Source organism: Mycobacterium sp. TY814, assembly GCF_030755175.1.
Lineage (GTDB): Bacteria > Actinomycetota > Actinomycetes > Mycobacteriales > Mycobacteriaceae > Mycobacterium.
The window spans coordinates 535278-561895 of record NZ_JAUFRY010000001.1; the positions used below are offsets into that span (position 1 = coordinate 535278).

The following is a 26618-nucleotide window of genomic DNA, read 5'->3' on the forward strand; positions in this document are numbered from 1 at the left end:
TACCAGCTGCAGGGGCTGCTGGGTCGAGGCGGCATGGGTCAGGTGTATCGCGCCTACGACACCCAGACTGACCGCGTCGTCGCCATCAAGCTGCTGCCACCGAATCTGGCCGAGGACAAAGAGTTCGAGCACCGATTCCGCCGCGAGGCGCGCATCGCAGCCAGCCTCAACGACCCGCACGTGGTGCCGATCCACAGCTTCGGTGAGATCGACGGCCAACTCTATGTCGACATGCGTCTGGTCGAGGGCCGCGATCTGGCGCGGTTTATCGCCGAGAACGGCGGCCGGCTCAGCCCGGCGCAGACCGTCGCGATCATCGAACAGGCCGCGGCTGCGCTCGACAGCGCGCACCAGGCGGGGTTGGTGCACCGCGACGTCAAGCCGTCGAACATCCTGGTCGCCAAAGCCCGCGACTTCGTCTACCTGATCGACTTCGGCATCGCCCGCGCGACCACCGACACGGCCCTGACGCAGACCGGGCTCACGATGGGCACGCTGGCCTATCTGGCTCCCGAACGCTTCCGCGGCATCACCGACCCACGCGCCGATGTCTATGCGCTGGCCTGCACCCTCTATGAATGCCTCACCGGCAAGCGGCCCTATCCCGGTGACAGCTTCGAAGAGCAGATCTCCGGGCACCTCCACGCACCGCCGCCGCGCCCCACGGCCATCGCTCGTGATGTGCCGCCAGCCTTCGACGCGGTGATCGCGCGCGGGATGGCCAAGGACCCGGAGGCCCGGTACCAGACGGTGACCGACCTCGCCGATGCCGCCCGGGCGGCGTTGGGTGGCGCCGGCCTGGCATTGCCTCCCCCGCCGCCCCCCGAGGCACACACCGGCCTGGCCCCGGCGGGCCCCGACGCGCCGGCCCCGGACAAGGCGAGCCGCACCATGCTGATCGCAACGGTCGCGGGCTCAGGGCTGGCGCTGGTCCTGGTCGCTGCCCTGGTCGCGTTTTTCGCCGGCGGCGACGACAACGGCTCGAACACCCCCACGACCCGCACGACAGTGACGACTACGACGCAGGCGCCAGAGACGACCACCGAGACAACCGCGGACCAGTCGGACAGGGGCAAAACCGAGTCCACCGACACGGTCGACACGACCGACGTGTCGGGTACGCCCTAGACGTACACCCAGCAACCCGAGATAAATATTCTGGGGCGGCCATCATCGCCAATAAAGGCCCCAGTCTGCGCTTATTACGCCAGATATTGAATTCAAATTTCACGCGGGGTCGAAGGCACAAACTTTGAGCTGGGAGTGCCCGATGCAATGTCAGCGTGACGCCTAAACTCCGCTTTCATTGTGTAAGGGCGCAAATCTGTCGGCAGACGGATAGCGAACTTCGCATCGTGTCCATTCGAGACAGTAGGTGGTTGCCGTGTCGTGGGTGAACGTTGGGCTGGACAACTTGGCAACGGCCGCAACGGATCTGGGCACGATAAGCGTCGCAATCCAGACTGCCGGCACCGCCGCCGCCCTACCCACGACCGCCATCCTGCCGGCGGCCGCTGATGACGTATCGGCAGCCATTGCGGCATTGTTCGGCGGCTACGCCGTGGATTTTCAACAACTGAATAACCGCCTGGTGGCAATACAGGAACAATTCGCATCGGGCATCAATGCCGCGGCGAATGCCTACGCGCAGACAGAACTGGCCAACGTGCAACGGCAGCTCCTGGATGCGACGAATGCGCAGTCGCGGGCGCTGTTAGGCCGGCCACTCATCGGCAACGGTGTCGACGCCACGGCGCCGGGCCAAGCGGGCGAACCCGGTGGGCTGCTGTACGGCAATGGCGGAAACGGCATGGCCGGGTCCACTCCGGGGATGGCCGGTGGCGCCGGCGGCGCTGCGGGACTGCTCGGAAGCGGCGGACAAGGGGCCGCAGGGGGTGCGGGCGCCCCGGGAGGCGCGGGCGGCGCGGGCGGCTGGTTGTTCGGCAACGGCGGCAGCGGCGGGGTGGCGGGTGGATCAGGTGGGCTGGGCGGACGCGCCTGGCTGGTGGGCAACGGTGGCGCGGGTGGCGCCGGAGGGGCGACAGCGGTTGGCGGCGCAGGCGGCGTAGGCGGATGGCTGTTCGGCAACGGCGGCGCCGGCGGCAGCGCAGCGGCCGGCGGGGTTGGCGGCCAGGGTGGCCAAGCCTGGTTGTTCGGCAACGGCGGCGCCGGCGGTGACGGAGGTGGTGGAGCCGCCGGCGGCAACGGCGGCCGAGGCGGCTGGCTGATCGGCGACGGCGGTGACGGCGGGATCGGCGGGGCGGCCCTCGACCCCGGCCAGGCCGGCGGGAGCGGCGGAAACGGCGGTGCCGCGGGACTGATCGGGGCCGGCGGATTCGGCGGCGCCGGGGGTAACGGCCTGGCCGGAAAGGCCGGACTGGCGGCCACTGTCGCAGGCAACTCCGGCACTGCCGGTAGCACGGGCGGGGCCGGGGGCGACGGGGGTGCAGGCGGCGCCGGCGGGTTGCTGTTCGGCAAAGGCGGACCGGGCGGAGACGGCGGCCTGGGCGGCGCCGGTGGTGCCGCCGGTGCCGGCGCGAACGGAGTAGATGCTGCGGCTGTGCCCGGCGGTACCGGTGGCACGGGTGGTGACGGGGGCGCCGGCGGGACGGGCGGCGCCGGCGGCAATGGCGGGGTCGGTGGTGCCGGTGGTCTGACCGGTAGTGCCGGCAAGAACGGCGTCGGTGGCGCAGGCGGCGCAGGCGGCGCGGGCGGAGACGGCGGTAACGGCGCCGTCGGTGCCCGCGGCATCGACGGCGGTCCCAACGGAGGAACCGGTGGTGACGGCCGGGACGGAGGCGCCGGCGGTGCCGGCGGAAAAGGCGGCGACGGCGGCGCGGGTGGCGCGACGCCGGCGGGCAAGGCCGGCCTACAGGGCGCTGGTGGGGCCGGCGGCAAGGGCGGATCCGGGGCCGCCGGTGGTGACGGCGGGCGCGGTGGCGACGGGTCTGTGGGCCCTGGCGCCGGCGGCAGAGGCGGCAACGGCGGAAATCCGGGTGGCGGCGGCGCAGGCGGGCTAGGCGGCTCTGGCTCCACTCCTGGCACCAAGGGTCTCGACGGCAGCGCGGCCCTGACCGGGGGTAACGGCGGCGCGGGCGGCAACGGCGGCAACGGTTTCGAATTCGCCGGTGTGAGCAGACCTGGTGGTGCCGGTGGCGACGGCGGCAACGGCGGGCTGGTGGGCAATGGCGGGGCAGGCGGCAACGGCGGCGAAGGAGGCCCCGGCGGCGAGGGCGCGATCGAGACCCAACCAGGCGCGAAAGGGCAGGTCGGCGCTACCGGCGCCGCCGGGGGCGACGGCGGGAAAGGGGGCGCCGGCGGAGCACTCGCGGGCAACGGCGGCGCCGGCGGACATGGCGGAACCGGCGGGTCCGGCGGGACTGGCGGCCAAGGCGCCGACGGAGCCGATGCCACAGTCCTGGGTGGCGACGGAAACCGGGGCGGTGACGGAGGCAAAGGGGGTACCGGCGGAGCGGGCGGCAACGGCGGCCTCGGTGGCGCCGCGCCGGCGGGCAAAGCGGGCGCTCAAGGGGTTGGCGGGGCCGGTGGCCAAGGTGGGACCGGTGGCGTCGCGGGCAACGGCGGCAAAGGCCAGCTCGGCGTTCAGGGCACCAACAGCGGCGCGGGCGGCAACGGCGGAAACGGCGGCGATCCCGGACAGGGCGGGGACGGTGGAATCGGAGGTCTCGGGTCCACCCCCGGCGCGAAAGGCGGAATCGGCGCCGGCGCCGTCAGCGGGGGCAACGGCGGCGAGGGCGGACAGGGCGCGGCAGCCACCACGGTCGGCGGCACGGGTGCGACCGGCGGCAAGGGCGGCGACGGCGGTTTGGTCGGCAACGGCGGCAAAGGCGGAACCGGCGGCACCGGCGGGCCGGGCTCGGTATCGAGTGATCCAAACGCGCCGGGTGGCGCCGGTGGAACGGGCGGGATCGGAGGCAGCGGCGGCCGGGGTGGGTCATGGGCCGGCGACGGCGGCGCCGGCGGCGTCGGTGGTACCGGAGGGACCGGCGGCACCGGCGCCAACGGCACCAACGGTGGCCTCGGTGCGCCGTCTGGCGGGGCCGGCGGCGACGGCGGCAAAGGCAGCGATGGCGGCATCGGTGGGAAGGGCGGGACCGGCGGAAGCGGCGGGGCAGCCCCCGTCGGCAAGGCCGGAATCCAGGGTGCCGGCGGAACCGGAGGTCTGGGCGGCACCGGGGGCAACGGCGGAAACGGCGGCAACGGCGGACCCGGGCCCGGGGTCACGATCAACACGCCGCCGAACGGTAGCGGCGGCACCGGCGGACGGGGTGGCGACGCCGGCAACGGCGGAACCGGCGGCGCCGGCGGGTCGGGCTCCAGCGTGGGAGCCACCGGCGCCACTGGCATCCGCGGCAATGGTGGAGACGGCGGAAACGGCGGCAACGGTGGCGACGGCGTCGCAATCTTCTTCCCCGACCCCGGCAACGGTGGTAACGGCGGTTTCGGAGGCAGCGGCAACATCGGCGGTAACGGCGGAAACGGCGGTACCGGCGGCGACGGGGTGCAGGCGCGAATCGGCGGCAAAGGCGGCAGAGGCGGAGACGGCGGCGCCGGTGTGGTCAACGGGGGTAACGGCGGCAACGGCGGCAACGGCGGCAGAGGCTCGGACGGTAGTTCCGGAATCTTTGGCTTTCCCGGCGAAGCCGGGGGTTCCGGGGGTGATGGGGGTAGCGGCGGCAGCGTTTCCGTCAATGGAAAAGCGGTGCCGGGAGGCTTCCCGAGCGGGGGCTTGTCCGGCAACCCGCCCACCGGAATCGGTGGCATCTTCGGCGGGAGCGGCGGCGCCGGCGGAAAGGGTGGGACCGGCGCGAAGGCCTAGGCGGCATCAGACAGCGGACATCACTCGTATCCGTGGTGCACCCCGCAACGGTCGTCCGCGTGTTTCGGCACCGGCGCCTCATGCGCCCGCAGGACGAACTACGAAGCTGACGTCACCCGGTACACGTCGTACACACCCTCGACGTTGCGCACCACGTTGAGCAGATGCCCCAGATGCTTGGGGTCGCCCATCTCGAAAGTGAATCGGCTGATCGCCACCCGGTCACCTGATGTGGTGACCGACGCCGACAGGATGTTCACCTTCTCGTCGGCCAGCACCCGGGTGATGTCGGACAGCAAGCGGTGCCGGTCGAGCGCCTCGACCTGGATCGCCACCAGGAATACCGAGGACGCCGACGGCGCCCACAGCACCTCGATGATGCGCTCGGCCTGCTGCTGGAGCGACGCGGCGTTGGTGCAGTCGGTGCGGTGCACGCTGACACCGCCGCCGCGGGTGACGAACCCCATGATCTGGTCGCCGGGCACCGGCGTGCAGCACTTGGCCAGCTTGGTCAGCACACCCGGCGCCCCGGGCACCGACACCCCGACATCCTCGGTACTGCGGGGACGGCGCAGCATGGTCGTCGGAGTGGAGCGCTCGGCCAGTTCCTCTTCGGCCTGGTCGATGCCGCCGAGTTCGGCCAGCAGCCGCTGTACCACGTGGCGGGCCGAGACGTGACCCTCCCCAATCGCGGTGTACATCGCCGACACGTCGGTATAGTGCAGTTCGCGGGCCACCGCGGCCATCGACTCACCATTGACCAAGCGCTGCAACGGAAGTCCGCCCCGGCGCACCTCGCGGGCCATGACTTCCTTGCCGGCCTCCAGCGCCTCCTCACGGCGCTCCTTGGCGAACCACTGCCGGATCTTCGTCTTCGCCCGCGGCGACACCACGAACTGCTGCCAGTCCCGCGACGGCCCCGCGTTCTGCGCCTTGGAGGTGAAAACCTCGACGACTTCCCCGTTCTCCAGCTTGCGTTCCAGCGCCACCAGTCGTCCATTGACCCGGGCGCCGATGCAGCGGTGGCCGACTTCGGTGTGCACCGCGTACGCGAAGTCCACCGGCGTGGACCCCGCCGGCAACGTGAAGACGTCACCCTTGGGCGAGAACACGAAAATCTCTTGCACCGCAAGGTCGTAACGCAACGACTCGAGGAACTCCCCGGGGTCGGCGGCCTCCCGCTGCCAGTCGAGCAGCTGACGCATCCAGGCCATGTCGTCGATCTCGGCGGCAGCGTGGGGATGCGGAACACCGTTGCGGCCCTTGGCTTCCTTGTACCGCCAGTGCGCGGCGATACCGAACTCGGCCGTCTTGTGCATGTCGCGGGTGCGGATCTGCACCTCCAGCGGCTTGCCCTCCGGTCCGACGACCGTGGTGTGCAGCGACTGGTACACGCCGTAGCGGGGCTGGGCGATGTAGTCCTTGAACCGCCCCGCCATCGGCTGCCACAGCGAATGCACCACGCCCACAGCGGCGTAGCAGTCGCGGATCTCATCGCACAGGATGCGGATGCCGACCAGGTCGTGGATGTCGTCGAAGTCACGGCCCTTGACGATCATCTTCTGATAGATCGACCAGTAGTGCTTGGGCCGGCCCTCCACCGTCGCCTTGATCTTCGACCCGTTCAAGGTGTTGGTGATCTCGGTGCGCACCTTGGCCAGGTAGGTGTCCCGGGACGGAGCGCGGCCGGCGACCAGGCGGACGATCTCTTCGTACTTCTTGGGGTGCAGGATCGCGAACGACAGGTCTTCCAGTTCCCACTTGACGCTCGCCATGCCGAGTCGATGGGCAAGCGGGGCAATGACTTCCAGTGTTTCACGGGCCTTGCGTGCCTGCTTCTCCGGCGGCAGGAAGCGCATGGTGCGCATGTTGTGCAGCCGGTCGGCCACTTTGATCACCAGCACGCGCGGATCGCGGGCCATGGCGGTGATCATTTTGCGGATCGTCTCGCCCTCGGCTGCGCTGCCCAACACGACCCGGTCCAGCTTGGTCACGCCGTCGACGAGGTGGCCCACCTCGTCGCCGAAGTCCTCGGACAGTTGCTCGATGGTGTAGCCGGTGTCCTCGACGGTGTCGTGCAGCAGAGCGGCCACCAGCGTGGTGGTGTCCATGCCCAACTCGGCCAGGATGTTGGCGACGGCCAGCGGGTGGGTGATGTAGGGGTCGCCGGAGTGGCGGAACTGGGTAGCGTGCCGTTGGTCGGCGACCTCGTAGGCACGCTGCAGGATTGCCAGATCCGCTTTCGGATAGACCTCGCGGTGTACCGCCACCAACGGCTCGAGAACCGGGTTGATGGCGCCGCTGCGTGCGGTCATGCGTCGCGCCAACCGGGCGCGAACCCGTCGGGATGCGCTGGTGGTCGTCTTCAGCGGCTCTGCCGGCGGCTCGGGGATCTCCGCGACGGGCAGCGGCTCGGTCGGTGGCGCGGCAGCCTGCAACGTGCTCTGGTCTTCCGCCACGTCAGTCACCTCCGCCTAGAGGATATCCGGTCCGCGCACATCGTTCAGTTATCCGTTGTTCTCGTCGGGGCGGGCTTCATGGTGTGGCCGGCCGGCCGTGCGGCGGTCTTCCTTCATCTCCGATTCGAAAAGATGCCGCAGGCCGCCCTGCAGCTCGTCGCGCACCCGGCGCTCGTGATCGCGTAACACCGACCAGTAGTCGTCGTCGAACTCCTCGACGATCTGAAAGGTCCATCGCCCCTGAAGCACGTTGCGGCCCACCATGTCGGTCTCCAGCCGATCGGCGATGTCGTCGTGTCCTGCGGCACGCAATTTGTCGCACGCTTCGCCGAGCAGCAGATCCGCGTGCCCCATCAATTGGTGAAACGAATACAGGTGTCCGCGGGCCCGTTCCACCCACTCCAGCGCTTCGGTCACCGCCCCGACCGCCTCTACCGTGTCGTCGCTCACCCCGGCGGGACGCGGCCGCGGGTTCTTGGCACCGCTCATCAGACTCCCCTTCCGTTGGCGAACCGCTTACGAGCGGCTCAAGCTGTGCAGGGGCAGCGGAGCGATCGCGTCGCGACCGCCCAGTGCCTCCAGTTCCATGACCACCGCCGCGCCGGTGACGACAGCGCCGACCCGCTCGAGCAACCGCTGCGCGGCTCCCACGCTGCCTCCGGTGGCCAGCACGTCGTCGATGACCATGACGCGCAGACCCGCCAATTCGATTCCGTCGGCGGGAATCTCGATGGTGGCGGCGCCGTACTCCCGCTGGTAGTCCTCGCTCAAGACCGGCGGCGGGAGCTTTCCGCCCTTGCGGATCGCCAGCACGCCGGTGTGCAGCCGGGTGGCGACGGCGGCGGCAAGCAGGAACCCTCGCGAATCGATGCCGGCCACCAGGTCGGCTCCCTCGGAAGCTCGGGCCAGCCCGTCGGTGATGGCGGCCATCGCGTCGCGGTCGGCGAACACCGGGGTGAGGTCGCGAAACAGCACGCCGGGTTCGGGGAAATCAGGGACGGTGCGGGCGAGTGAGGTGATCATGGCGGGGACGCTGCTCACTGCGACCTCATTGCATCAGGGCCCATCGGTCCATGTTCCAGCCGACCCCCCAGCGCGTGGGGTTGCGGCTGACGGCGTACATCTTCTTGGACATCAGCAATGTGCGCTGCTGCCGGTACAGCGGCAAGGTCGGCATGTCACCCCACAGGATCGGGGCGCCTTCACCCAGCAGCCGGGCCCGTTCGGCAGGGTCGGCCGAGACCGCGAGCGCACCGATGATGCCGTCGACCTGCGGGTTCGCATAGCCGGACAAGTTGTTTCCGTTGCCGCTGTGCAGGTCGTAGGCATCTATCGACGACGATCCGGTGGACCCGCTGCCGCTCGCTCCCCCGGTGCTGGCCAGCAGCACGTCGATCTTGCCGTCGCGCAGTGCCTGTGGCCCGGACGTGTCCAGCGTCACGTTGGAGACGGTGATTCCGGCCGGCGCGCACGAGGCCGCGATGGATCCGACGGTGGCGGCCAGGCGGGCATTGGGTCCGCGGTAGCCGATCCGTACCGTCAGCGCCGCGTTGTTCAGCGCAGCCCGTGCGGCGTTCGGGTCGGCCTTGGTGAACTGGGCCGCCTCGTTGGCGCCCTCGGCCGCGGACAGCGCGTCCTCCGCAGCCGGCGACAGCCGCGAGTTGGCGATCGGCACGCCGGCGTCGCGGGCGATCGTGTCCCGCGGTGTGCACAGTGCGAACGCGTGCCGGGCAGCGCTGGTCGCAAGTGGGCCCTGCGCGGCGAAGATCAGCTGCTCGATGCCGGCCGACGGCGCGTCGGAGCGCTCGTAGTTATCCGGAGTGGCCAGCGATCCCGACGATCCGGCGGCCACGTCGACGACGTCGACGCTGCGGTTGTTCACCCGGTCCTGGATGTCACCGCCCTGCGGCCACACCGTGATGCGTTTGGTGATCGCCTTGGCGCCCCACCAGCGGTCGTTGGCCACGAGCACCACCGCGCCGCCGTCGAGCACCCGCTCGATCTTGTACGGGCCGGATGACGGGAAGCGCTTGAGGTCCACACCCGGTTTGAGGTCCCAGGTGCTGTTCCACACCTTCGCGACCTGTTCCACCACCGCGCCCTTGTTGGTCAGGAGCGCCGTGGTGATGTCGGTGCCGAGGGTGTCGGCGATGACGTGTGACGGCATCATCGAGGTGGCGGTGAACAGCTGCGTGTAGTCGACGACGCCGCGATCCGGGATGAACGAGACCCGGGCTTTCTTCTGGCCGGGTGTGCACTCGATGTTGGCGATGTCGACGTAGCCCGCCTGAGTCGCGGCGTCGAACCCGCCGAAGCGCCCGGACTGCGCCGCCCAGGCCAGTACCAGGTCGTCACACGTCACCGGCTTGCCGTCGGAATAGACCGCGTTGTCCGCGATCTGGTAGTCGAGCACCAGCGGCGAGCCGCCCACCACCGAGATGGTTCCGAAGTCGTGGTCAGCGACCACCTGCCCGTCGGGACCGTGATAGCCGAACCCGGTGAGGGTGCGGGCGAACGCCTGGGCACCGGCCGAGGCCGCACCGACCACGGTGTTGGCGTTGTAGGTCGACAGGACGCCGTCCACCACGTAATCGACGCGCCCCGCGGCGCTACCCGAGCATGCGGTGAGGGTGGACGCCGCCAGCACTGCCGTCGCTCCAGTGGCCAGCATGGCGCCCCGCCAGCGAGACCAGGTGGACATGCGAGCTACCGCTTGCCGGCGTTTCGCTTGCCGGTGGGACGCCGCGTGCCGGTGGGACGAGCCGGCCGCGCACCGGGTGCCGGTTTGTTGGTGGCGGCGGGCTTGCTGACGGTGACGGCCTCGGTGACCTGCTCCGGCGCGTCAGAGGCGTCCTCGTCGTCACTGTCGGCGGGCTCATCCTTGGGGGCGGGGTGCTCGGTGACCGCACCGGCACTGCGCCGTCTGAGCACCCGCCGGGTGTGCGTGCGCACCAACTCGGTGCGTTCCCGCAGCGTGACCAACAGCGGGGTGGCGAAGAAGATCGACGAGTAGGTGCCCACGATGATGCCGATGAGCTGTACCAGAGCCAGGTCCTTCAGCGTGCCCACACCCAGCAACCACACCGCCACCACCATCAGCGCCAGCACCGGCAACACCGAGATCAGGCTGGTGTTGATGGAGCGCATGAACGTCTGGTTGACGGCCAGATTGGCCTGTTCGGCGAAGGTGCGCCGGGTGGTGTGCTGGAAACCGTGGGTGTTCTCCTCGACCTTGTCGAACACGATGACCGTGTCGTAGAGGGAGAACCCGAGGATGGTCAGCAGGCCGATCACCGTCGCCGGGGTGACCTCGAATCCCACCAGTGCATAGACGCCCGCAGTGACGGTCAGGTCGAAGACCATGGCCGCCAGCGCCGACATCGTCATGTAGCGCTCGTAGCGCACGGTGATGTAGACGGCGACCAGCACCAGGAACACCACCAGGGCGATCACCGCCTTGGTGGTGATCTGACCGCCCCAGGTCTCTGACACCGCCGCGTCGCTGATGGCCTTCTTGCTGGGGTTACCGTCGGTGCCCTTGGGGTGGAACGCGTCGAACAGGGCGTTGCGAAGTTGCTCGGTCTGCTGGTTGGACAGGGTCTCCGACCGGATCTGCACGGTGGCCGAGGATCCCTTGCCGACCGTGACCACCGATTCGGGGTCCTTGCCGATCGTCTTGTGGAAGACGTCCACCACCTGGCTGACCTGGATCGTGCCCGACGTGCCCGCAGACGGCATGGAGACCGTTGTGCCGCCCTTGAAGTCGATACCGAACGTGAATCCGCGGATCAGGATCGCCAGGATGGCGATGGCCATGATCGCCCCGCTGACGCCGTACCAGAGCTTGCGACGCCCGACCACCTCGAAAGCGCCGGTGCCGGTGTACAGCCGGGAGAGGAAACTGTGTTGCGACCCAGCAGTTTTCGAGTCGTCGTCGGGTCCGATGACTGTTGTCTTCGTGTCGGCCTTGGACGCCATGGCTTAACCCCGTCCCGTCTTGGCGGCCGAACTCGACGCCCGGCGCTCACGTGCGACCTGCTGGACTGCACCCAGGCCGTTGTACGCCGGCTTGCCCAGCCTCGGGGACTTGGAAGCCAGGTACACCAGCGGCCAGGTGACCAGGAATACGACCACGAGGTCGAGGATCGTGGTGAGGCCCAGCGTGAAGGCGAATCCCTTGACCTGCCCGATCGCGAGGAAGTACAGCACGGCGGCGGCCAGGAAGGTCACCGCGTTGCCGGACACGATGGTCTTGCGCGCCCGCGCCCACCCTCGCGGAACCGCTGAGCGGAACGAACGGCCTTCGCGTATCTCATCTTTGATGCGTTCGAAGAACACCACGAACGAGTCGGCGGTGGTACCGATACCGATGATCAGACCCGCAATGCCGGCTAGGTCCAGGGTGTAGTTGATGTACCGGCCCAGCAACACCAGGATCGCGAAAATCATTGCGCCGGAAGCAACCAACGACAACGCGGTGAGCAGTCCCAGCACCCGGTAGTACAGCAGCGAGTACACCAGGACCAGCAGCAGTCCGATTCCGCCGGCGATCAGCCCGGCGCGCAGCGACGTCAGACCCAGTGTCGCCGAGACGGTTTGGGCTTCCGACGACTCGAATGACAGCGGCAGCGACCCGTACTTCAGGACGTTGGCCAGCTGCTTGGCGGTGGCCGCGCTGAACGGTGGATCACCGCCACTGATCTGGGTCCGGCCGCCGGGGATGGGTTCCCGGATCATCGGGGCACTGACCACCTGAGAGTCCAGCGTGAAGGCGGTCTGGGTGCCGGTATGGGCTGCGGTGTAGTCGGCCCAGACGTTGGCTGCGGCGCTCTTGAACTGCAGGTCCACCACGTAGCCCAGGCTGCTCTGGTTCATCCCGGAGGTCGCGTCCTGAATCTGGTCACCGCTGATGATCGACGGCCCCAGCAGGTAGGCGGTCTTGTGGTCGGTGGAGCAGGTAACCAACGGCAACTTGGGGTCGTCGTTGCCGGCCAAGATGTCGTCCTTGTCGCACCGGGTGGCCTCGAACTGCAGGGCGATCATCTGGATGTACTGGCTGGTGTTCTGCCGCCACTTCTTCTCCTGCGCAATGCGCTCGGCGAGGTCCTTGCGTGGATCCGGTGCGGCAGGTGCATCCGTCGGCGGCACGTCGGACGGTGGCGCCTGACCGGTCGGCGACGGCGCGGGGGCCGGGCTGGGCGCCGGCGAACCGCTGGGCGCCGGGGAACCGCTGGGCGCCGGCGCGGGACTCGGGGCGGGCGAGGGGCTGGGCGCCGGATCTTGCGGGTAGGGCCTGGGCTGCCCGCGGGGCGGCGCCGGAGCGGGGGCGCCCGACTGTGGCGGCGCGGGAGCGGGAGCACCCGGAGCCGGAGCCGGAGCCGGAGCGCCCGGCGCGCCGGCACCGGGGGCGCCCGGAGCGGGACCGGGACCGCCTGGCTCACCGCCGGCGGGCGGTTGACCGGGCTTCGGCTCTTCGGGAGCTTTCTGGGCCGGCATCGAGTTGAGCACCGGCCGGATGTACAGCCGCGCAGTCTGACCGAGGTCACGCGCCTCGTTGCCGTCACTGCCGGGCACGGTGATGACCAGGTTGTCGCCGTCGACGACGACCTCCGAGCCGGAGACACCCAGCCCGTTTACCCGGGAACTGATGATCTGTTGAGCCTGCGCCAGCGCGTCCCGGCTCGGCCGCGAGCCATCCGGGGTGCGCGCCGTCAGCGTCACGCGGGTGCCGCCCTGCAGATCGATGCCCAGCTTGGGCGTGGCCTTTTTATCCCCGGTGAGAAACACCAGCAGGTAGACGCCGACGAGCATGAGCAGGAACACCGACAGGTAGCGGGCAGGCTGCACCGGCGCCGAAGACGATGCCACGTTCCTTCTGTCTCCTTGAGAATCGGTCTTGAGGATCCGTCCAGCCCTGGACAGAACCTCCGAAAAGACTACGTGCCGCGGTGGGGCGCATGTCCCGCACGCGGCAGTCGGTGTCGGTCAGGAGTCCTTGATGACGCGGCTGGTGTCCGAATCCGCGTCTTCGTCTTCATCGGCCGCCTCGAGCGCGGGACTCTCCTCGTAGTCCTCATCGTCGTCGGGCAGGATCCGGTCCCGCACCGCCAGCTTCATCCACGTCGTGACGACGCCGGGTGCGATCTCGAGGTCGACGGTGTCGTCGGTGAAGCTGACGACGGTCGCTTCCAGTCCGGATGTCGTGTGCACCCGATCCCCCGGCTGCAACGACTCGTGCAGGTCGATGGTCGCCTGCATCGCCTTGCGTTGCCGCCGCGACGCGAAGTACATGAACCCGCCCATGATGAGCAGGAACGGCAGAAACAGGACAAAACTCTCCATCAGAACGCCCGTCTTTCATATCGGTGGTGCTCGAATTTCCCCGCATAATCCGGGGCTGGCGCCGGTCTGACCCGGGCTCGCTCGCGTCGCTAGGGGTCCAGTCTGCCATTCCCGCAGGTCGCAAACCGACCGGCATCGTCCTGGCCGGGGGTCGGCACAGCTGAAGCCGCTTGCGCGCCGGTCACCGGCTAGGCTTTTGATCGCGACGTGACCTGCGCGTCCGCGGGAGGAGGAGTCCGTGGCCAGCCTCGAGCAGAGCCGTCATTTGGCCACTGAAATCCCTGGTCCCGCGTCTTTGGAGCTGAACAAGCGACGGACCGCCGCGGTGTCGCACGGCGTCGGGGTCACCCTGCCGGTGTTCGTGGCACGCGCCGGCGGGGGCATCGTCGAGGACGTAGACGGCAACCGGCTCATCGACTTGGGCTCCGGCATCGCCGTGACCACGATCGGCAACGCGGCGCCACCCGTTGTGGAAGCGGTACGCCAGCAGGTAGCCGAGTTCACCCACACCTGCTTCATGGTGACGCCGTACGAGGGTTACGTCGCCGTGGCCGAGGAACTGAACCGGATCACCCCGGGCGAGGGCGAGAAGCGTTCGGTGCTGTTCAACTCCGGCGCCGAGGCGGTCGAGAGTGCGATCAAGGTCGCGCGGTCCTACACCGGCAGGTCCGCCGTCGTTGCGTTCGACCACGCCTACCACGGCCGCACCAACCTCACGATGGCGCTGACCGCCAAGTCCATGCCCTACAAGAGCGGCTTCGGTCCGTTCGCCCCGGAGATCTACCGGGCGCCGCTGTCCTATCCTTACCGCGACAGCCTGCTCGACAAGGAATTGGCCACCGACGGCGAGAAGGCCGCGGCGCGTGCCATCAGCATGATCGACAAGCAGGTCGGGGCGAAAAACCTGGCGGCGGTCATCATCGAGCCCATCCAGGGCGAGGGCGGGTTCATCGTCCCCGCCGAGGGATTCCTTCCCGCTCTGCTGCGCTGGTGCCGCGAAAACGACGTGGTGTTCATCGCCGACGAGGTGCAATCCGGCTTTGCGCGCACCGGCGCCATGTTCGCCTGCGAGCACGAAGGCATCCAGCCCGACGTCATCGTGACGGCCAAAGGGATTGCCGACGGGCTGCCGCTGTCGGGAATCACCGGCCGGGCCGAGGTGATGGATGCGCCGCACGCGGGCGGCCTGGGCGGAACGTTCGGCGGCAATCCCGTCGCGTGTGCGGCGGCGCTGGCCACCATCGCGACCATCGAGTCCGAGGGACTTATCGGGCGCGCGCAGGAGATCGAGCGCCTGATCACCGAGCCACTGCTGCGATTGCAGGCGGGAGACGACCGGGTCGGTGATGTACGTGGGCGCGGCGCGATGATCGCCATGGAGCTGGTCAAGTCCGGCACCTCCGACCCCGATCCTGAGCTCACGTCGAAGCTCGCCACCGCCGCGCACGCGGCTGGGATCATCGTGTTGACCTGCGGGATGTACGGCAACATCATCCGCCTGTTGCCGCCCCTGACGATCAGCGACGAGCTGCTGACCGAGGGACTGGACGTGCTGACCGGGCTACTCGCGGACCTCTGAGCCGACCCGGCGTTCGAGATTGACACCAGGCACACCCTCGGCGGCGTGTCGTGCGCCTTGGTTCAGTGTCGCGGCGGAGCGGTCGCGGTAGACCAGAAGTCGACCAACGTCCGCGCGATCGTCTGCGCGTCGATCAGCAGGGGCGCCACCCGGCCGCCACCCCTCACGACGCCGACGCGGGCGTCGCGCATCGCGGCGCAGGCTGCCCTGGCCTGTTCCGGCGGCCAGCCTTCGTCGTCGTCGTGAGCGGCAAGCATCAGGGTCGGTGCCGCGATCTGCGGCAGTCGGTTATGCAGGCTCGGGCGCTTGAGCATCATCGAGCGCACGGCGTGATACATCCCGACGCGGTCGGCCTGGCGGAACGCCTCCATCACGCCGGTCGAGCCATCCGGCCCCAGCAGCGCGTCCGACAGCGGATCGCAGACGAGGCTGACAGGTCCGAAAAGGCGATACAGGGCCACCAGGGGCAACCCCTTCGTCAGGCGAAATCGGGTGTCGGTGCCGTGTACGGGGGTGCCGATGGTGGTGAGCGTTCGGATCCGCTGCGGTTGCGACGCGGCGAGCACGATGCCGACGTGACCGCCCCAGGCGTTGCCCACCCAATCCACCGGCCCGCCGCCACACATCCCGTCCAAGACGTCGGCAGCGGCCTGCGCACACTCGTCGAATGTGAAGTCGCGGTTCAGTGGCTCGCTGCGCCCGTGTGACGGCCCGTCGACGGCGATGACGGTGCGATCCGGCGCCAGATCGGCGAGCGCGCCGATCAGCGGAACCCACGAGCGGGAGTCCAGGAACAGGCTGTGCCACAGGAGGGTGACCGGTCCGGTGCCCCGGCGCAGTACGTGAAGCCGCCCCAGATCAGTCTCGACATACTCGTCGTTAAGGCTGCTCATGATCACCCCATTTACTTCGGAAACCGAAACTTCGGTATCCGTAGTATCTTCGTGAACCATGGCGGCGTCAAGTGGGCTCCCGACGGATCGGCAGGCGATCGGTCAATTGCTGGTGCGGCTGACGCGGCAGTTCCGCACCGATCTCGCGGCACCGCATATCGACCAGGGCTACGGCGACATCCGGGACCCGCACCTGCAGATATTCGGCAACATCCGGATGGGCGGCATCCGGCTGACCGAGCTGGCGGCGCGGGCGCAGCTGAGCCTGGCGGCGACGTCTGAACTGGTCAACGACCTCGCAACACTGGGATATCTGACCCGCCGCCCCGACCCGAACGACGGCCGCGCCAAACTCATCGATCTGACCGACCGCGGACGACGCCTGCTCGCCGATGCCGGCGATCGGGTAGCCGACATTGAGACTCGGTGGTCACAACTGGTCGGCCCCGATGACTTCGCGCACATGTGCGCCACCATGCAACGACTACTCGACGCTCTCGACCCGGCCGACTCCCGGGCGTGAGGCTGGTGGCGCAACTCACAGCGAACTCGCAGTGGCCCACCATTGAGGAATATCTTTACTTTAGCTAACGTTCTTTCTATCAGCGCAGCGTTGCGCCCACTTAGATTTCATTCTCTCCAGTTCATTTCAAAGAGGATCTGATATGACGACCACACAAGACGAGCGGATCGCCCGCCGCGCCGAGGAGCTTGCTGCCACCGACCCCCAGTTCGCCGCCGCCCAGCCCGACCCTGCGGTGGCCGAAGCGCTGGAGAACCCCGACCTGCGACTCCCCCAGGTCATCCAGACCGTCCTCGACGGCTACGCCGACCGGCCGGCGCTGGGCCAGCGTGCAGTCGAGTTGGTCGCGGACCCGGTGACCGGCCGCACTTCGCTGAACCTGCTCCCCCGGTTCGAGACCGTCACCTACCGCGAACTGGGCGATCGGATCGCGTCATTCGGGCGCGCCGTGACCGCCGCTGATGTTCAACCGGGCGACCGCGTCTGCGTGCTGGGCTTCAACAGCGTGGACTACGCCACGATCGACATGGCGCTGGGGCAGATCGGGGCCATCTCGGTGCCGCTGCAGACCAGCGCCGCGATCGCCCAGCTACAGCCGATCGTCACGGAGACCGAGCCCAGCCTGATCGCCGCGAGTGTCAACCAGTTGAGCGACGCGGTCGAGCTGATCCGCCGGGCCGAGCAGGCACCCCGGAAGCTGGTGGTGTTCGACTACCACCCGCAGGTCGACGACGAGCGGGAGGCTGTGGACTCCGCCGTGGCCGCCCTGGCGAACACCGGTGTCGCGGTCGAAACGCTGGCCGACATCCTGCAGCGCGGCGCGGACTCGCCGGCGCAACCGCTTACCGAACTGGCCGACGACGCGCTCGCCCTGCTGATCTACACCTCCGGCAGCACCGGCGCCCCCAAGGGCGCGATGTACCCGCAGCAAAACGTCGGCAAAATGTTCCGCCGGTCCGCTAAGAACTGGTTCGGACCGACCGCCGCGTCGATCACGCTGAACTTCATGCCGATGAGCCACGTCATGGGCCGCGGCATCCTGTACGGCACGCTCGGCAACGGTGGCACCGCATACTTCGCCGCCAAGAGCGACCTGTCCACCTTCCTGGAAGACCTGGCCCTGGTGCGGCCCACGGAGATGAACTTCGTGCCGCGAATCTGGGAGACCTTGTACGGCGAATTCCAGAGCGAGGTGGACCGCCGCCTGGCGACGATGCCGACGAGGCACGAGTCGGAGGAGGAGTCAGGCCATCAAGCCCGGCTTCTCGAGGGGGGCGACCGTGCCGCCGTCGAGGCCGAGGTCCTGGTGGACCAACGGGAGAACCTGCTCGGCGGACGATTCATCTTCGCGATGACGGGATCAGCGCCCATCTCCCCCGAGCTCAAGACCTGGGTGGAATCGCTGCTGGAAATGCACCTGCTGGACGGCTACGGCTCCACCGAAGCCGGAATGGTGCTCTTCGACGGCGAGGTGCAGCGCCCGCCGGTGATCGACTACAAGCTGGTCGACGTTCCGGACCTGGGTTACTTCACCACCGACCGGCCTCACCCACGGGGTGAGCTGCTACTGAAGACCGAGAACCTGTTCCCCGGCTACTACAAGCGCCCCGAGATCACGGAAAGCGTGTTCGACGAGGACGGGTACTACCGCACCGGCGACGTCGTGGCCGAGGTGGCGCCGAATCAGGTGCGCTACGTCGACCGCCGCAACAACGTGCTCAAGCTCGCTCAGGGCGAGTTCGTCACCGTCGCCAAGCTGGAGGCGGTGTTCGGCAACAGCCCGCTGGTCCGGCAGATCTACGTCTATGGCAACAGCGCGCACCCTTACCTGCTGGCAGTCGTGGTGCCGACCGCGGACGCACTGGCCGCGCACGGCGTCGAAGCGCTCAAGCCGATGATCGCCGATTCGCTGCAGAGCGTCGCCAAGGAGGCCGGACTGCAGTCCTACGAGGTGCCGCGCGACTTCCTCCTCGAGACCACCCCGTTCACCCTGGAGAACGGTCTGCTGACCGGTATCCGCAAGCTGGCGTGGCCGAAGCTGAAGGCGCACTACGGCGAGCGGCTGGAGCAGCTCTACGCCGACCTGGCCGCCGGCCAGGCCAGCGAACTCAGCGAGCTGCGTCGCGGCGGGGCCGACGGGCCGGTGCTGGAGACGGTGAGCCGGGCCGCGGCCGCAATGCTGGGCACAGCCAGCAGCGATCTGTCCCCCGACTCGCACTTCACCGATCTCGGCGGAGACTCGTTGTCCGCGTTGACCTTCGCCAACCTGCTGCAGGAGATCTTCGGGGTCGAGGTGCCGGTCGGCGTCATCGTCAGCCCGGCCAACGACCTGCAGGCGCTGGCCGCCTACATCGAGGCGGAGCGTCAGCCCGGTTCCAAGCGGCCCACGTTCACCTCGGTGCACGGCCGGGACGCCGTCGAGGTGCACGCCAGTGACCTCACGCTGGACAAGTTCATCGACGCCGACACCCTGGCCGCGGCACCCGGCCTGCCGGCGCCGAGCGACCAGGTGCGCACCGTGCTGCTGACCGGAGCCACCGGCTTCCTGGGCCGCTACCTGGCGCTGGAATGGCTGCAGCGGATGTCCCTGGTCGACGGCAAGGTGATCTGCCTGGTTCGGGCCAAGTCGGACGAGGACGCCCGCGCCCGCCTGGACAGCACCTTCGACAGCGGGGACCCCAAGCTGCTGGCGCACTACCGGGAACTGGCCGACAAGCACCTCGAGGTGCTCGCCGGCGACAAGGGTGAGGCCGACCTCGGCCTGGACCGCGTCACCTGGCAGCGGCTGGCCGACACCGTCGACGTCATCGTGGACCCGGCGGCCCTGGTCAACCACGTGCTGCCCTACAGCCAGTTGTTCGGGCCCAACGCGCTGGGAACCGCGGAGCTGATCCGGTTGGCCCTGACCACCAAGATCAAGCCCTTCAGCTACACCTCGACGATCGCGGTGGGCGGCGGAATCGAGCCGGGTGCGTTCACCGAGGACGCCGACATCCGGACGATCAGTGCCACACGCCAGATCGACGACGGCTACGCCAACGGCTACGCGAACAGCAAGTGGGCCGGCGAGGTGCTGCTGCGGGAGGCGCACGACCTGTGTGGCCTGCCGGTCGCGGTGTTCCGCTGCGACATGATCCTGGCCGACACCACCTGGGCGGGTCAGCTCAACGTGCCGGACATGTTCACCCGGACGATCTTGAGCCTGGCCGCCACCGGTATCGCCCCCGGATCGTTCTACGAACTGGACGACGACGGCAACCGGCAGCGCGCCCACTATGACGGTCTGCCGGTCGAGTTCATCGCCGAAGCCGTGGCCGTGCTCGGCGCACAGAGCGGCGACGGGTTCGCCACCTACCACGTGATGAACCCCTACGACGACGGCATCGGGTTCGACGAGTTCGTCGATTGGATGATCTCTCCGACTAACGGTGCCGGATGCGCCATCCAGCGGATCGCCGACTACGGCGAATGGTTGCAGCGGTTCGAGACGTCGCTGCGGTCGCTGCCGGAGAAGCAGCGTCAGGCCTCGTTGCTGCCGCTGCTGCACAACTACCAGAAGCCGGAACGGCCGATCAACGGATCGATCGCACCGACCGTCGTGTTCCGCTCGGCGGTGCAGGAGGCGAAGATCGGCCCGGACAAGGACATCCCGCATGTCACCCCGGCGATCATCGCCAAGTACGTCAGCGATCTGCGGTTGCTCGGGCTGCTCTGATTCCACAGCCGGGGGCAGGCGTTCGGAGATTTCCGCCGAATGCCTGCCCCCGGCTTTTGGATCGTGGGTCGGTTTGACGACCGGTGGCGGTGGGGAAACTCAAGGCCATGTCTGAGCCGTCCAACCACGATCTGGCAGTGCGCATGGCCGACCTGGCTCGCGTCGTCGCGGCGCCCCGGCGGGCCGGGGACATCCTCGCCGAGGTCACCGCGGCGGCCGTGGAACTGATTGCCGGTGTCGACACCGCGGGCATTCTTCTGATCAGCAAAGGCGGCCAGTTCGAGTCGGTCGCCACCACCGATAACGTGCCGCACGAACTCGACGAACTGCAGTATGCGCTCAACGAAGGACCCTGTATCGAGGCGGCGTCATCGTCGGACTACGACGTAGTGCGCACCGACGACTTTCGTCACGAGACGCGCTGGCCCTCCTACTCGGCAGCCGTCTGCAAGCTGGGCGTGCTCAGCGGCCTGTCTTTCCGGCTGTACACCCATGAGCGCACCGCCGGCGCGCTGAACTTGTTCGGGTACCAGCCGACGACCTGGGATGTCGAGCAGCAGACGATCGGGACGGTCCTGGCCGCCCATGCCGCCGCGGCCATCATGTCGAACAGACAGAGCGAGAATCTGCGCTCCGCGGTGGCCAGCAGGGACCGGATCGGACAGGCCAAGGGCATCATCATGGAACGCTATGACGTCGACGACGTGCGGGCCTTCGACATGCTGCGGCGGCTGTCCCAGGAGAGCAACACCTCGTTGGTGGAGATCGCGCAACGGGTCGTCAACACGCGCGGTGACCGCTGAGCGCTGCGGGTTCGCTCAATTCGCGGCGATCATCCTTGCGGGTGGGGCCACCGCAGATACGCGTTGGAGCGGCCCGCCCCGACGTTTTCACGCGGACGGCGAACCTCCCGCCAGCGCCGGGGGTCGTTGGCGGGGGTGACCTGTCCGCGGGGCTTTGTCGCTGCGTCCGGAGTCGGCTCGGTCTTGGGCGCCACAGCAGCGACGGGCTCGCGGGTGACGTCCTGCGCAACCGGCGCCGGGAGGTCGCGTGCCAACCGGGCGGCGGTGCCGGCCAGCGCGAATCCGCCGATCAAGACGATCAGGGTTCCTAAGCCGGTGAAGTAGCAAAGCTCCAGGACGGCGCGCTTACGTTCGGTCGATGCGACGGGATCGCCGATGGTTCCCAGGTGCAGCAGCGGCGCGATCCGCTGACCGAGAACGAACCAGGCACCGGCCAGCGCCGCCACGAAGCCGCCGGCCATGGCGACAACCCGGTTCCGGGACAGGATCAGGAGCAGACCGCCCAACACCGCGGCCGCTCCGGGCAGCACTTCGAACCACCCGCGTGCCGCTGTCCACGCCCAATCCTGGGCGGGTGTGAAGGCGAAGTGAAAGCGCGGCCCGACGAACGGGATCAGCGCCCCCCAAGCACCCGCGACAACCAGCAGCAGTCCACTGACGGCGCCGCGGGACCGGGGCATCTGCAGTCGATGTTCATGCTCTGCACTTTTCATGGCCGCCGGGTACCCGACATCGCTCGATATAACCGGCGATGCCGACAAGATCATTGCGCCGCCGACGACGACTCCGGATCCGTCCGCATAGGCACGACGCTTGGTCGCCGGTCGCTCCCAAGTGCTCCCGTCCGCGGCCGCAAGAAGGTTGCTGCAAGACGGGACCATAACCAGTGATCGCCGGGATGAATTGAAAACTGATTCTAAAATGAGGTCGGCACATTTTTCGCGCGCCGTCCAAACGCGACCGGCTGACACCACGAAGGTCGACCAGCGACTCTCCAAATTGCTTGCTTCAAAAGCATTTACACGCGATTTCACTGCTTAGTGACCTTTCAACGGTGACCGCCACAGCAATCGCACGAGCGGCGCAAGGTTGACGAGAGCTTTTTTGCGCAACCGGGATCTTTGATTTTGTATGCAAATTGACGGAATCGCTGAAAATTCCTCACGACGCGCGATAACGTTCGCGGCGCAGTCCCATCGGGGATCTGTCCCAAGCGAGGCCAAGGGAGCCGGATTTGTCTTCTTACGTGATCGCTACACCCGAGACCTTGGCCGCAGCGGCGAGCAATTTACGCGGGATCGGAGAGGTACTGCGGGCCGCCGGCGCGACCGCGGCGCCCCTCACGACGAACATCGCCGCGTTGGGCGGTGACGAGGTCTCGGCGGCGGTGACACGACTGTTCGGCGCCTTAGGCGAGGAGTACCAGGCACTCAGCGCACAGGTGGCCCAGTTCCATGGCCAGTTCACGCAAACCGTTGCTGGCGGCGCACACGCCTACGCTGCCGCTGAAGCTCTGAACGCTGCACCGCTGCGCGTGCTTGAGCAGAACGTGCTGGGGTTCATCAATGCACCGACCAACACGTTCTTGGGGCGCCCGCTTATCGGTGACGGCGTCAACGGCGCCGCGGGCACCGGGGCGGCAGGCGGGGCGGGCGGGATTCTCTGGGGCAACGGCGGCGCGGGCGGATCGGGCGCGCCCGGCTCAATCGGTGGGCGTGGTGGCGATGCGGGCCTCTTCGGCAACGGCGGCGCTGGCGGCGCCGGGGGCGTGGGTGCGGCCGGCCTGGTGGGCGGTACCGGTGGAGCGGGCGGCTCCGGTGGTCTGCTGAGTGGGTTCGGTGGAGTGGGAGGTGCCGGAGGCGCCGGCGGTGTTGGTGTGGCTGGTGTCGGGGGTGCCGGCGGGACCGGCGGCCTCGGAGGGGCAGGGCGAGCCCTGTTCGGCGGCGGCGCCGGAGCCGGCGGCGCTGGCGGAACCGGAGGTGCAGGTGCGATCGGCGCTGCCGGCGCCGACGGGGCAGGTCCGCTGGGCGGCAAGGGTGGCCTCGGTTTTGCCGGCGGTGCAGGCGGAGCGGGCGGCGATGGCGGCGCCAGCTCCGGGTTGATGAGTGCAGGTGGCGCCGGCGGAGCCGGCGGACTGGGCGGAGCCGGCGGCCAAGGCGGGTTCGGCGGCAGCGGCGTGGGGTTCGACGCCGACGGCGGCAACGGCGGTACCGGCGGTCACGGCGGCGCGGCAGGGGTAGGAGGAGCCGGCGGATCCGGCGGCTACCTCGGGGCAGCAGGTCACGCGGGTGGCACCGGATCCGGCGGCGTCGGTGGCACCGGCGGCACCGGCGGCCAGGGCGACGCCGGGGCGATCGGCAGCTCCACTGCGACCCCGACGGCCGGCGGCATGGGCCGAATGGGGGGCGCCGGCGGCCAGGGAGGTGGCGGCGGCGCGGGTATCGGCGGACTCAACGGAGGAGCTGGCGGCCAGGGCGGCGACGGTGGCGGCGGCGGCGCCGGCGGCCACGGCGGCAATGCCACCGCCACGACAACCACCGGCGCGACCGGAGGCGGCGCGGGCGCCGACGGCGGACATGGCGGCGCCGGGGGTGCCGCGGGGGCCGCAGGAAGCGGCTTAGACGGCGGGGCAAACGGGGGTGTCGGCACCGGCGGGACGGGCGGCGAGGGTGGTGCCGGCGGATCGGGAGCGAGCGGAGCCAGTGGTACCGACGGCGCCACCACGCCCACGGTCGGTTTACAGGGCGGCCACGGAGGCACCGGCGGGACGGGCGGCGACGGCGGCGCCGGGATCGGCGGAATCGGTGGCGGCAAAGCCGGTGCCGGCGGCTCCGGGGGCGAGGGCGGTGCGGGCGGCCAAGGTGGTTCATTTCTGGGCACCACGTCGACCGGAGCCACCGGTGGCGGTATCGGCGCCGCGGGCGGCCAGGGCGGCAACGGCGGCGCTGCCGGTGCCGCCGGCCAGGTCACCGACGGCGGAGCTGTCGGCCTCAACGGCACCGGCGGCGCCGGCGGGCACGGCGGCGCAGGCGGCGACGGCGCGACCGGCACTGCCGGCAAGAACTCCATCGCCAACCCGACCTCGGGTAACCAGGGCGGCCAAGGTGGAGCCGGTGGTGCCGGCGGCACCGGCGGTGCCGGGATCAACGGCCTCGGCGGCGGCCAAGCCGGCGACGGCGGCGACGGCGGACGCGGCGGGGGCGGCGGCAACGGCGGTACCAACACCGGCATCACTACGACCGGAGCAACCGGCGGAGGCATCGGCGGCCAGGGCGGACAAGGCGGAACGGGCGGCAGTGCGGGAGCCGCCGGCACCCGCGCCGACGGCGGTGCCGCCGGCGCTCACGGTACCGGCGGCACCGGTGGTCTCGGTGGCAATGGCGGCAACGGCGCCACGGGCGCCAACGGCTCCGATGACGTCATCAACCCGACCGCCGGTCGCCAGGGCGGCCAAGGCGGCACCGGCGGCGCCGGAGGTACCGGCGGTGCGGGCATTGACGGCGCCGGTGGCGGCAAAGCCGGCGGTGGCGGCCGCGGCGGAAACGGGGGCGCCGGCGGAAACGGTGGCACCAACACCGGTGTTACGGGCGGCGACGGCGGAGCAGGCGGCCAGGGCGGCAACGGCGGCACGGCCGGCTCGGCCGGCGCCACTCGCGACGGCGGCGCGACCGGCCTCAATGGCACCGGCGGCAACGGCGGCCTGGGGGGTAACGGCGGAAACGGCGCCGCTGGCGGCAGCGGCACATCCGGCAACCTGGCAACCGCCGGCCAACAAGGCGGCCAGGGCGGCGGAGGCGGCCAAGGCGGCACCAGCGGCGCCGGCCTCAACGGCACCGGCGGCGGCCAAGCCGGCAACGGCGGCAACGGCGGAACCGGCGGAACCGGCGGCAACGGCGGCACCAACTCCGGCACCACCGGCGGCGACGGCGCCGCGGGTGGTCAGGGCGGCACCGGCGGAACGGCCGGCTCGGCCGGAACCACCCGCGACGGCGGCGCGACCGGGCTCAATGGCACCGGCGGCAATGGCGGCCTGGGGGGCAACGGCGGAAACGGCGGCACCGGAACAACCGGCACCTCTAGCGCAGCCCCCTCCGACGGAGGCCAAGGCGGCCGCGGCGGTGACGGCGGGCAAGGTGGCACGGCCGGCGCTGGTATCGACGGCATCGGCGGCGGCAAAGCCGGCAACGGCGGCAACGGCGCCGACGGCGGTCTAGGCGGCACCGGCGGTACCAACACAGGCACCACCAGCGGCGCCGGCGGCGCCGGCGGCCAAGGCGGCGCCGGCGGCAAAGCCGGCGTGGCCGGCACCGTCCAAGGCGGCGGCACCCGAGGCTCCAACGGCACCGGCGGTAACGGCGGTTTGGGCGGCAATGGTGGTGACGGCGCCGCAGGAACCAGCGGAACTAGCGGCACCACGTCTACGGCCGGCGGGATCGGCGGGACCGGCGGTGCAGGCGGCAAGGGTGGCACCGGGGGCGACGGCATCGACGGTATCGGGGGTGGCGCCGGAGGCAACGGCGGAACCGGTGGCAACGGTGGAGACGGCGGTCTCGGCGGCCAAACAACAGGTCCCAGCGGCACCACTAGCTCCCGTGGCGGAAGCGGTGGCGACGGCGGCAGAGGCGGTGACGGCGGCGCACCCGGTGCGGGCAACATGCTGGCCGGCGACGGCGGCAACGGCGGCAAAGGCGGCAACGGTAATAACGGCGGCGCGAATACCTCCGGCACCTCAACCAGCAATGGCTATTCGGGCGCAGGTGGCGGCGGCGGCGTAGGCGGCGCCGGTGGAAACGGCGGCAGCATCACCGCTGTTGGCGGCACTGGCGGCTTCGGCGGCAATGGAGGTAATGGCGGATTTGCCACCGACACGACTGGGGCGGCCCTCGCCTCCGGTGGTCGTGCCGGCGGCGGTGGTGGAGGCGCAACCGCCAGCGACTCGCTCGGCGGTGCCGGAGGCGGCGGCGGTGGCGGCGGCGCGGGTGCTGCGGCCGGTGGAAGCGGTCAGTTGGGCTTCGCCGCCTACGGAGGCGGCGGCGGAGGAGGCGGTGCAGCGGGCGGCCCCGGCGGCAACGGAGGAAGCGGCGGCAAGGGCGGCACCGCATCCCTCGTTATCGCCGGAAGTCAAACTTCCGGCGCGGGAGGCGATGGCGGAGGCGATGGCGATACCGGTTATGGCGGCGGCGGTGGTGGCGGCGGCCTTGCGGCCGCCAAAGGATACCCCGGCGTATCCGGAAGAAGCGGTGCGGACGGTAGTGGGAGCGGCGAGGGAGCTTTTGGCGCCTTCTACGGACTGGACGGAGGTGCAGGTGCTCGTTTAGCGGCCTCAGGGGGCGAAGGCGGTTGGGGATATAGCTCGCTCGCTGCCCTTCGTGGTTCTGATGGCCGCTCGGGCTGAAAGTCCGACGAAGCGCCGGACTGCTAGTGCGCGGCTGCTAGTGCGCGATAGCGGCGCCGCACGCGGCGC

General features: G+C 69.6%; 15 protein-coding genes and 1 pseudogene. 7 read left to right on the plus strand and 9 right to left on the minus strand.

What is annotated here, in order from left to right; genetic code table 11:
- Positions 1-33 precede the first annotated feature (33 nt).
- Both QXH22_RS02005 and QXH22_RS02010 read left to right on the plus strand, forming a co-directional pair.
- Positions 34-790, plus strand: a pseudogene (locus tag QXH22_RS02005) (serine/threonine-protein kinase); the annotation flags it as partial.
- A gap of 594 nt (positions 791-1384) precedes the next feature.
- A complete protein-coding gene (locus QXH22_RS02010; RefSeq protein ID WP_306274820.1) occupies positions 1385-4840 on the plus strand; it encodes a PE family protein in 3456 nt (1151 codons plus the stop codon).
- Between the two features lie 98 nt (positions 4841-4938).
- On the opposite strand, the gene QXH22_RS02015 is transcribed toward QXH22_RS02010, so the two are convergent.
- From QXH22_RS02015 to yajC, 7 genes are all read right to left on the minus strand, one after another.
- Complete coding sequence (locus QXH22_RS02015; RefSeq protein ID WP_306244267.1) at positions 4939-7299, minus strand: bifunctional (p)ppGpp synthetase/guanosine-3',5'-bis(diphosphate) 3'-pyrophosphohydrolase; 2361 nt, start codon at positions 7297-7299, stop codon at positions 4939-4941.
- A gap of 48 nt (positions 7300-7347) precedes the next feature.
- On the minus strand, positions 7348-7788 hold the full coding sequence (locus tag QXH22_RS02020; protein WP_306241096.1) for a hypothetical protein: 441 nt from the start codon (positions 7786-7788) through the stop codon (positions 7348-7350).
- A 27-nt stretch (positions 7789-7815) separates the two neighbouring features.
- On the minus strand, positions 7816-8322 hold the full coding sequence (locus QXH22_RS02025; RefSeq protein ID WP_306244269.1) for an adenine phosphoribosyltransferase: 507 nt from the start codon (positions 8320-8322) through the stop codon (positions 7816-7818).
- A gap of 25 nt (positions 8323-8347) precedes the next feature.
- Positions 8348-10000 carry an ABC transporter substrate-binding protein gene (locus QXH22_RS02030; protein ID WP_306241097.1) on the minus strand — a complete coding sequence of 551 codons (1653 nt, stop codon included), beginning with the start codon at positions 9998-10000 and terminating at the stop codon, positions 8348-8350.
- A gap of 5 nt (positions 10001-10005) precedes the next feature.
- Entirely contained in the window at positions 10006-11277 is a 1272-nt protein-coding gene (secF, locus tag QXH22_RS02035; RefSeq protein ID WP_306274821.1) for a protein translocase subunit SecF, read from the minus strand.
- Between the two features lie 3 nt (positions 11278-11280).
- Positions 11281-13167, minus strand: coding sequence for a protein translocase subunit SecD (gene secD / locus QXH22_RS02040; RefSeq protein WP_306241099.1), 1887 nt, complete (start codon positions 13165-13167; stop codon positions 11281-11283).
- Between the two features lie 117 nt (positions 13168-13284).
- Complete coding sequence (yajC, locus tag QXH22_RS02045) at positions 13285-13641, minus strand: preprotein translocase subunit YajC (protein ID WP_306274822.1); 357 nt, start codon at positions 13639-13641, stop codon at positions 13285-13287.
- Positions 13642-13879: 238 nt separating this feature from the next.
- Here yajC and gabT point away from each other — a divergent pair, with 238 nt between their 5' ends.
- The gene (gene gabT, locus QXH22_RS02050) at positions 13880-15220 is read left to right on the plus strand and encodes a 4-aminobutyrate--2-oxoglutarate transaminase (RefSeq protein WP_306241101.1); all 1341 of its coding nucleotides are present in this window, start codon (positions 13880-13882) and stop codon (positions 15218-15220) included.
- 62 nt (positions 15221-15282) lie between these two features.
- Here gabT and QXH22_RS02055 read toward each other — a convergent pair whose 3' ends face one another.
- Entirely contained in the window at positions 15283-16113 is an 831-nt protein-coding gene (locus QXH22_RS02055; protein WP_306241102.1) for an alpha/beta fold hydrolase, read from the minus strand.
- 58 nt (positions 16114-16171) lie between these two features.
- On the opposite strand from QXH22_RS02055, the gene QXH22_RS02060 reads away from it, so the two are divergent.
- From QXH22_RS02060 to QXH22_RS02070, 3 genes are all read left to right on the plus strand, one after another.
- The gene (locus QXH22_RS02060; protein WP_306274823.1) at positions 16172-16636 is read left to right on the plus strand and encodes a MarR family winged helix-turn-helix transcriptional regulator; all 465 of its coding nucleotides are present in this window, start codon (positions 16172-16174) and stop codon (positions 16634-16636) included.
- 142 nt (positions 16637-16778) lie between these two features.
- The gene (car, locus tag QXH22_RS02065; protein ID WP_306241104.1) at positions 16779-20351 is read left to right on the plus strand and encodes a carboxylic acid reductase; all 3573 of its coding nucleotides are present in this window, start codon (positions 16779-16781) and stop codon (positions 20349-20351) included.
- A gap of 107 nt (positions 20352-20458) precedes the next feature.
- Positions 20459-21154 (plus strand): GAF and ANTAR domain-containing protein, encoded by a 696-nt coding sequence (locus QXH22_RS02070; protein WP_306241105.1) that lies wholly within the window; start codon positions 20459-20461, stop codon positions 21152-21154.
- Positions 21155-21183: 29 nt separating this feature from the next.
- On the opposite strand, the gene QXH22_RS02075 is transcribed toward QXH22_RS02070, so the two are convergent.
- Positions 21184-21867, minus strand: a complete 684-nt coding sequence (locus QXH22_RS02075; RefSeq protein WP_306241106.1) for a hypothetical protein — start codon at positions 21865-21867, stop codon at positions 21184-21186.
- 536 nt (positions 21868-22403) lie between these two features.
- On the opposite strand from QXH22_RS02075, the gene QXH22_RS02080 reads away from it, so the two are divergent.
- Positions 22404-26549 (plus strand): PE family protein, encoded by a 4146-nt coding sequence (locus QXH22_RS02080; protein WP_371934197.1) that lies wholly within the window; start codon positions 22404-22406, stop codon positions 26547-26549.
- Positions 26550-26618: the final 69 nt, after the last annotated feature.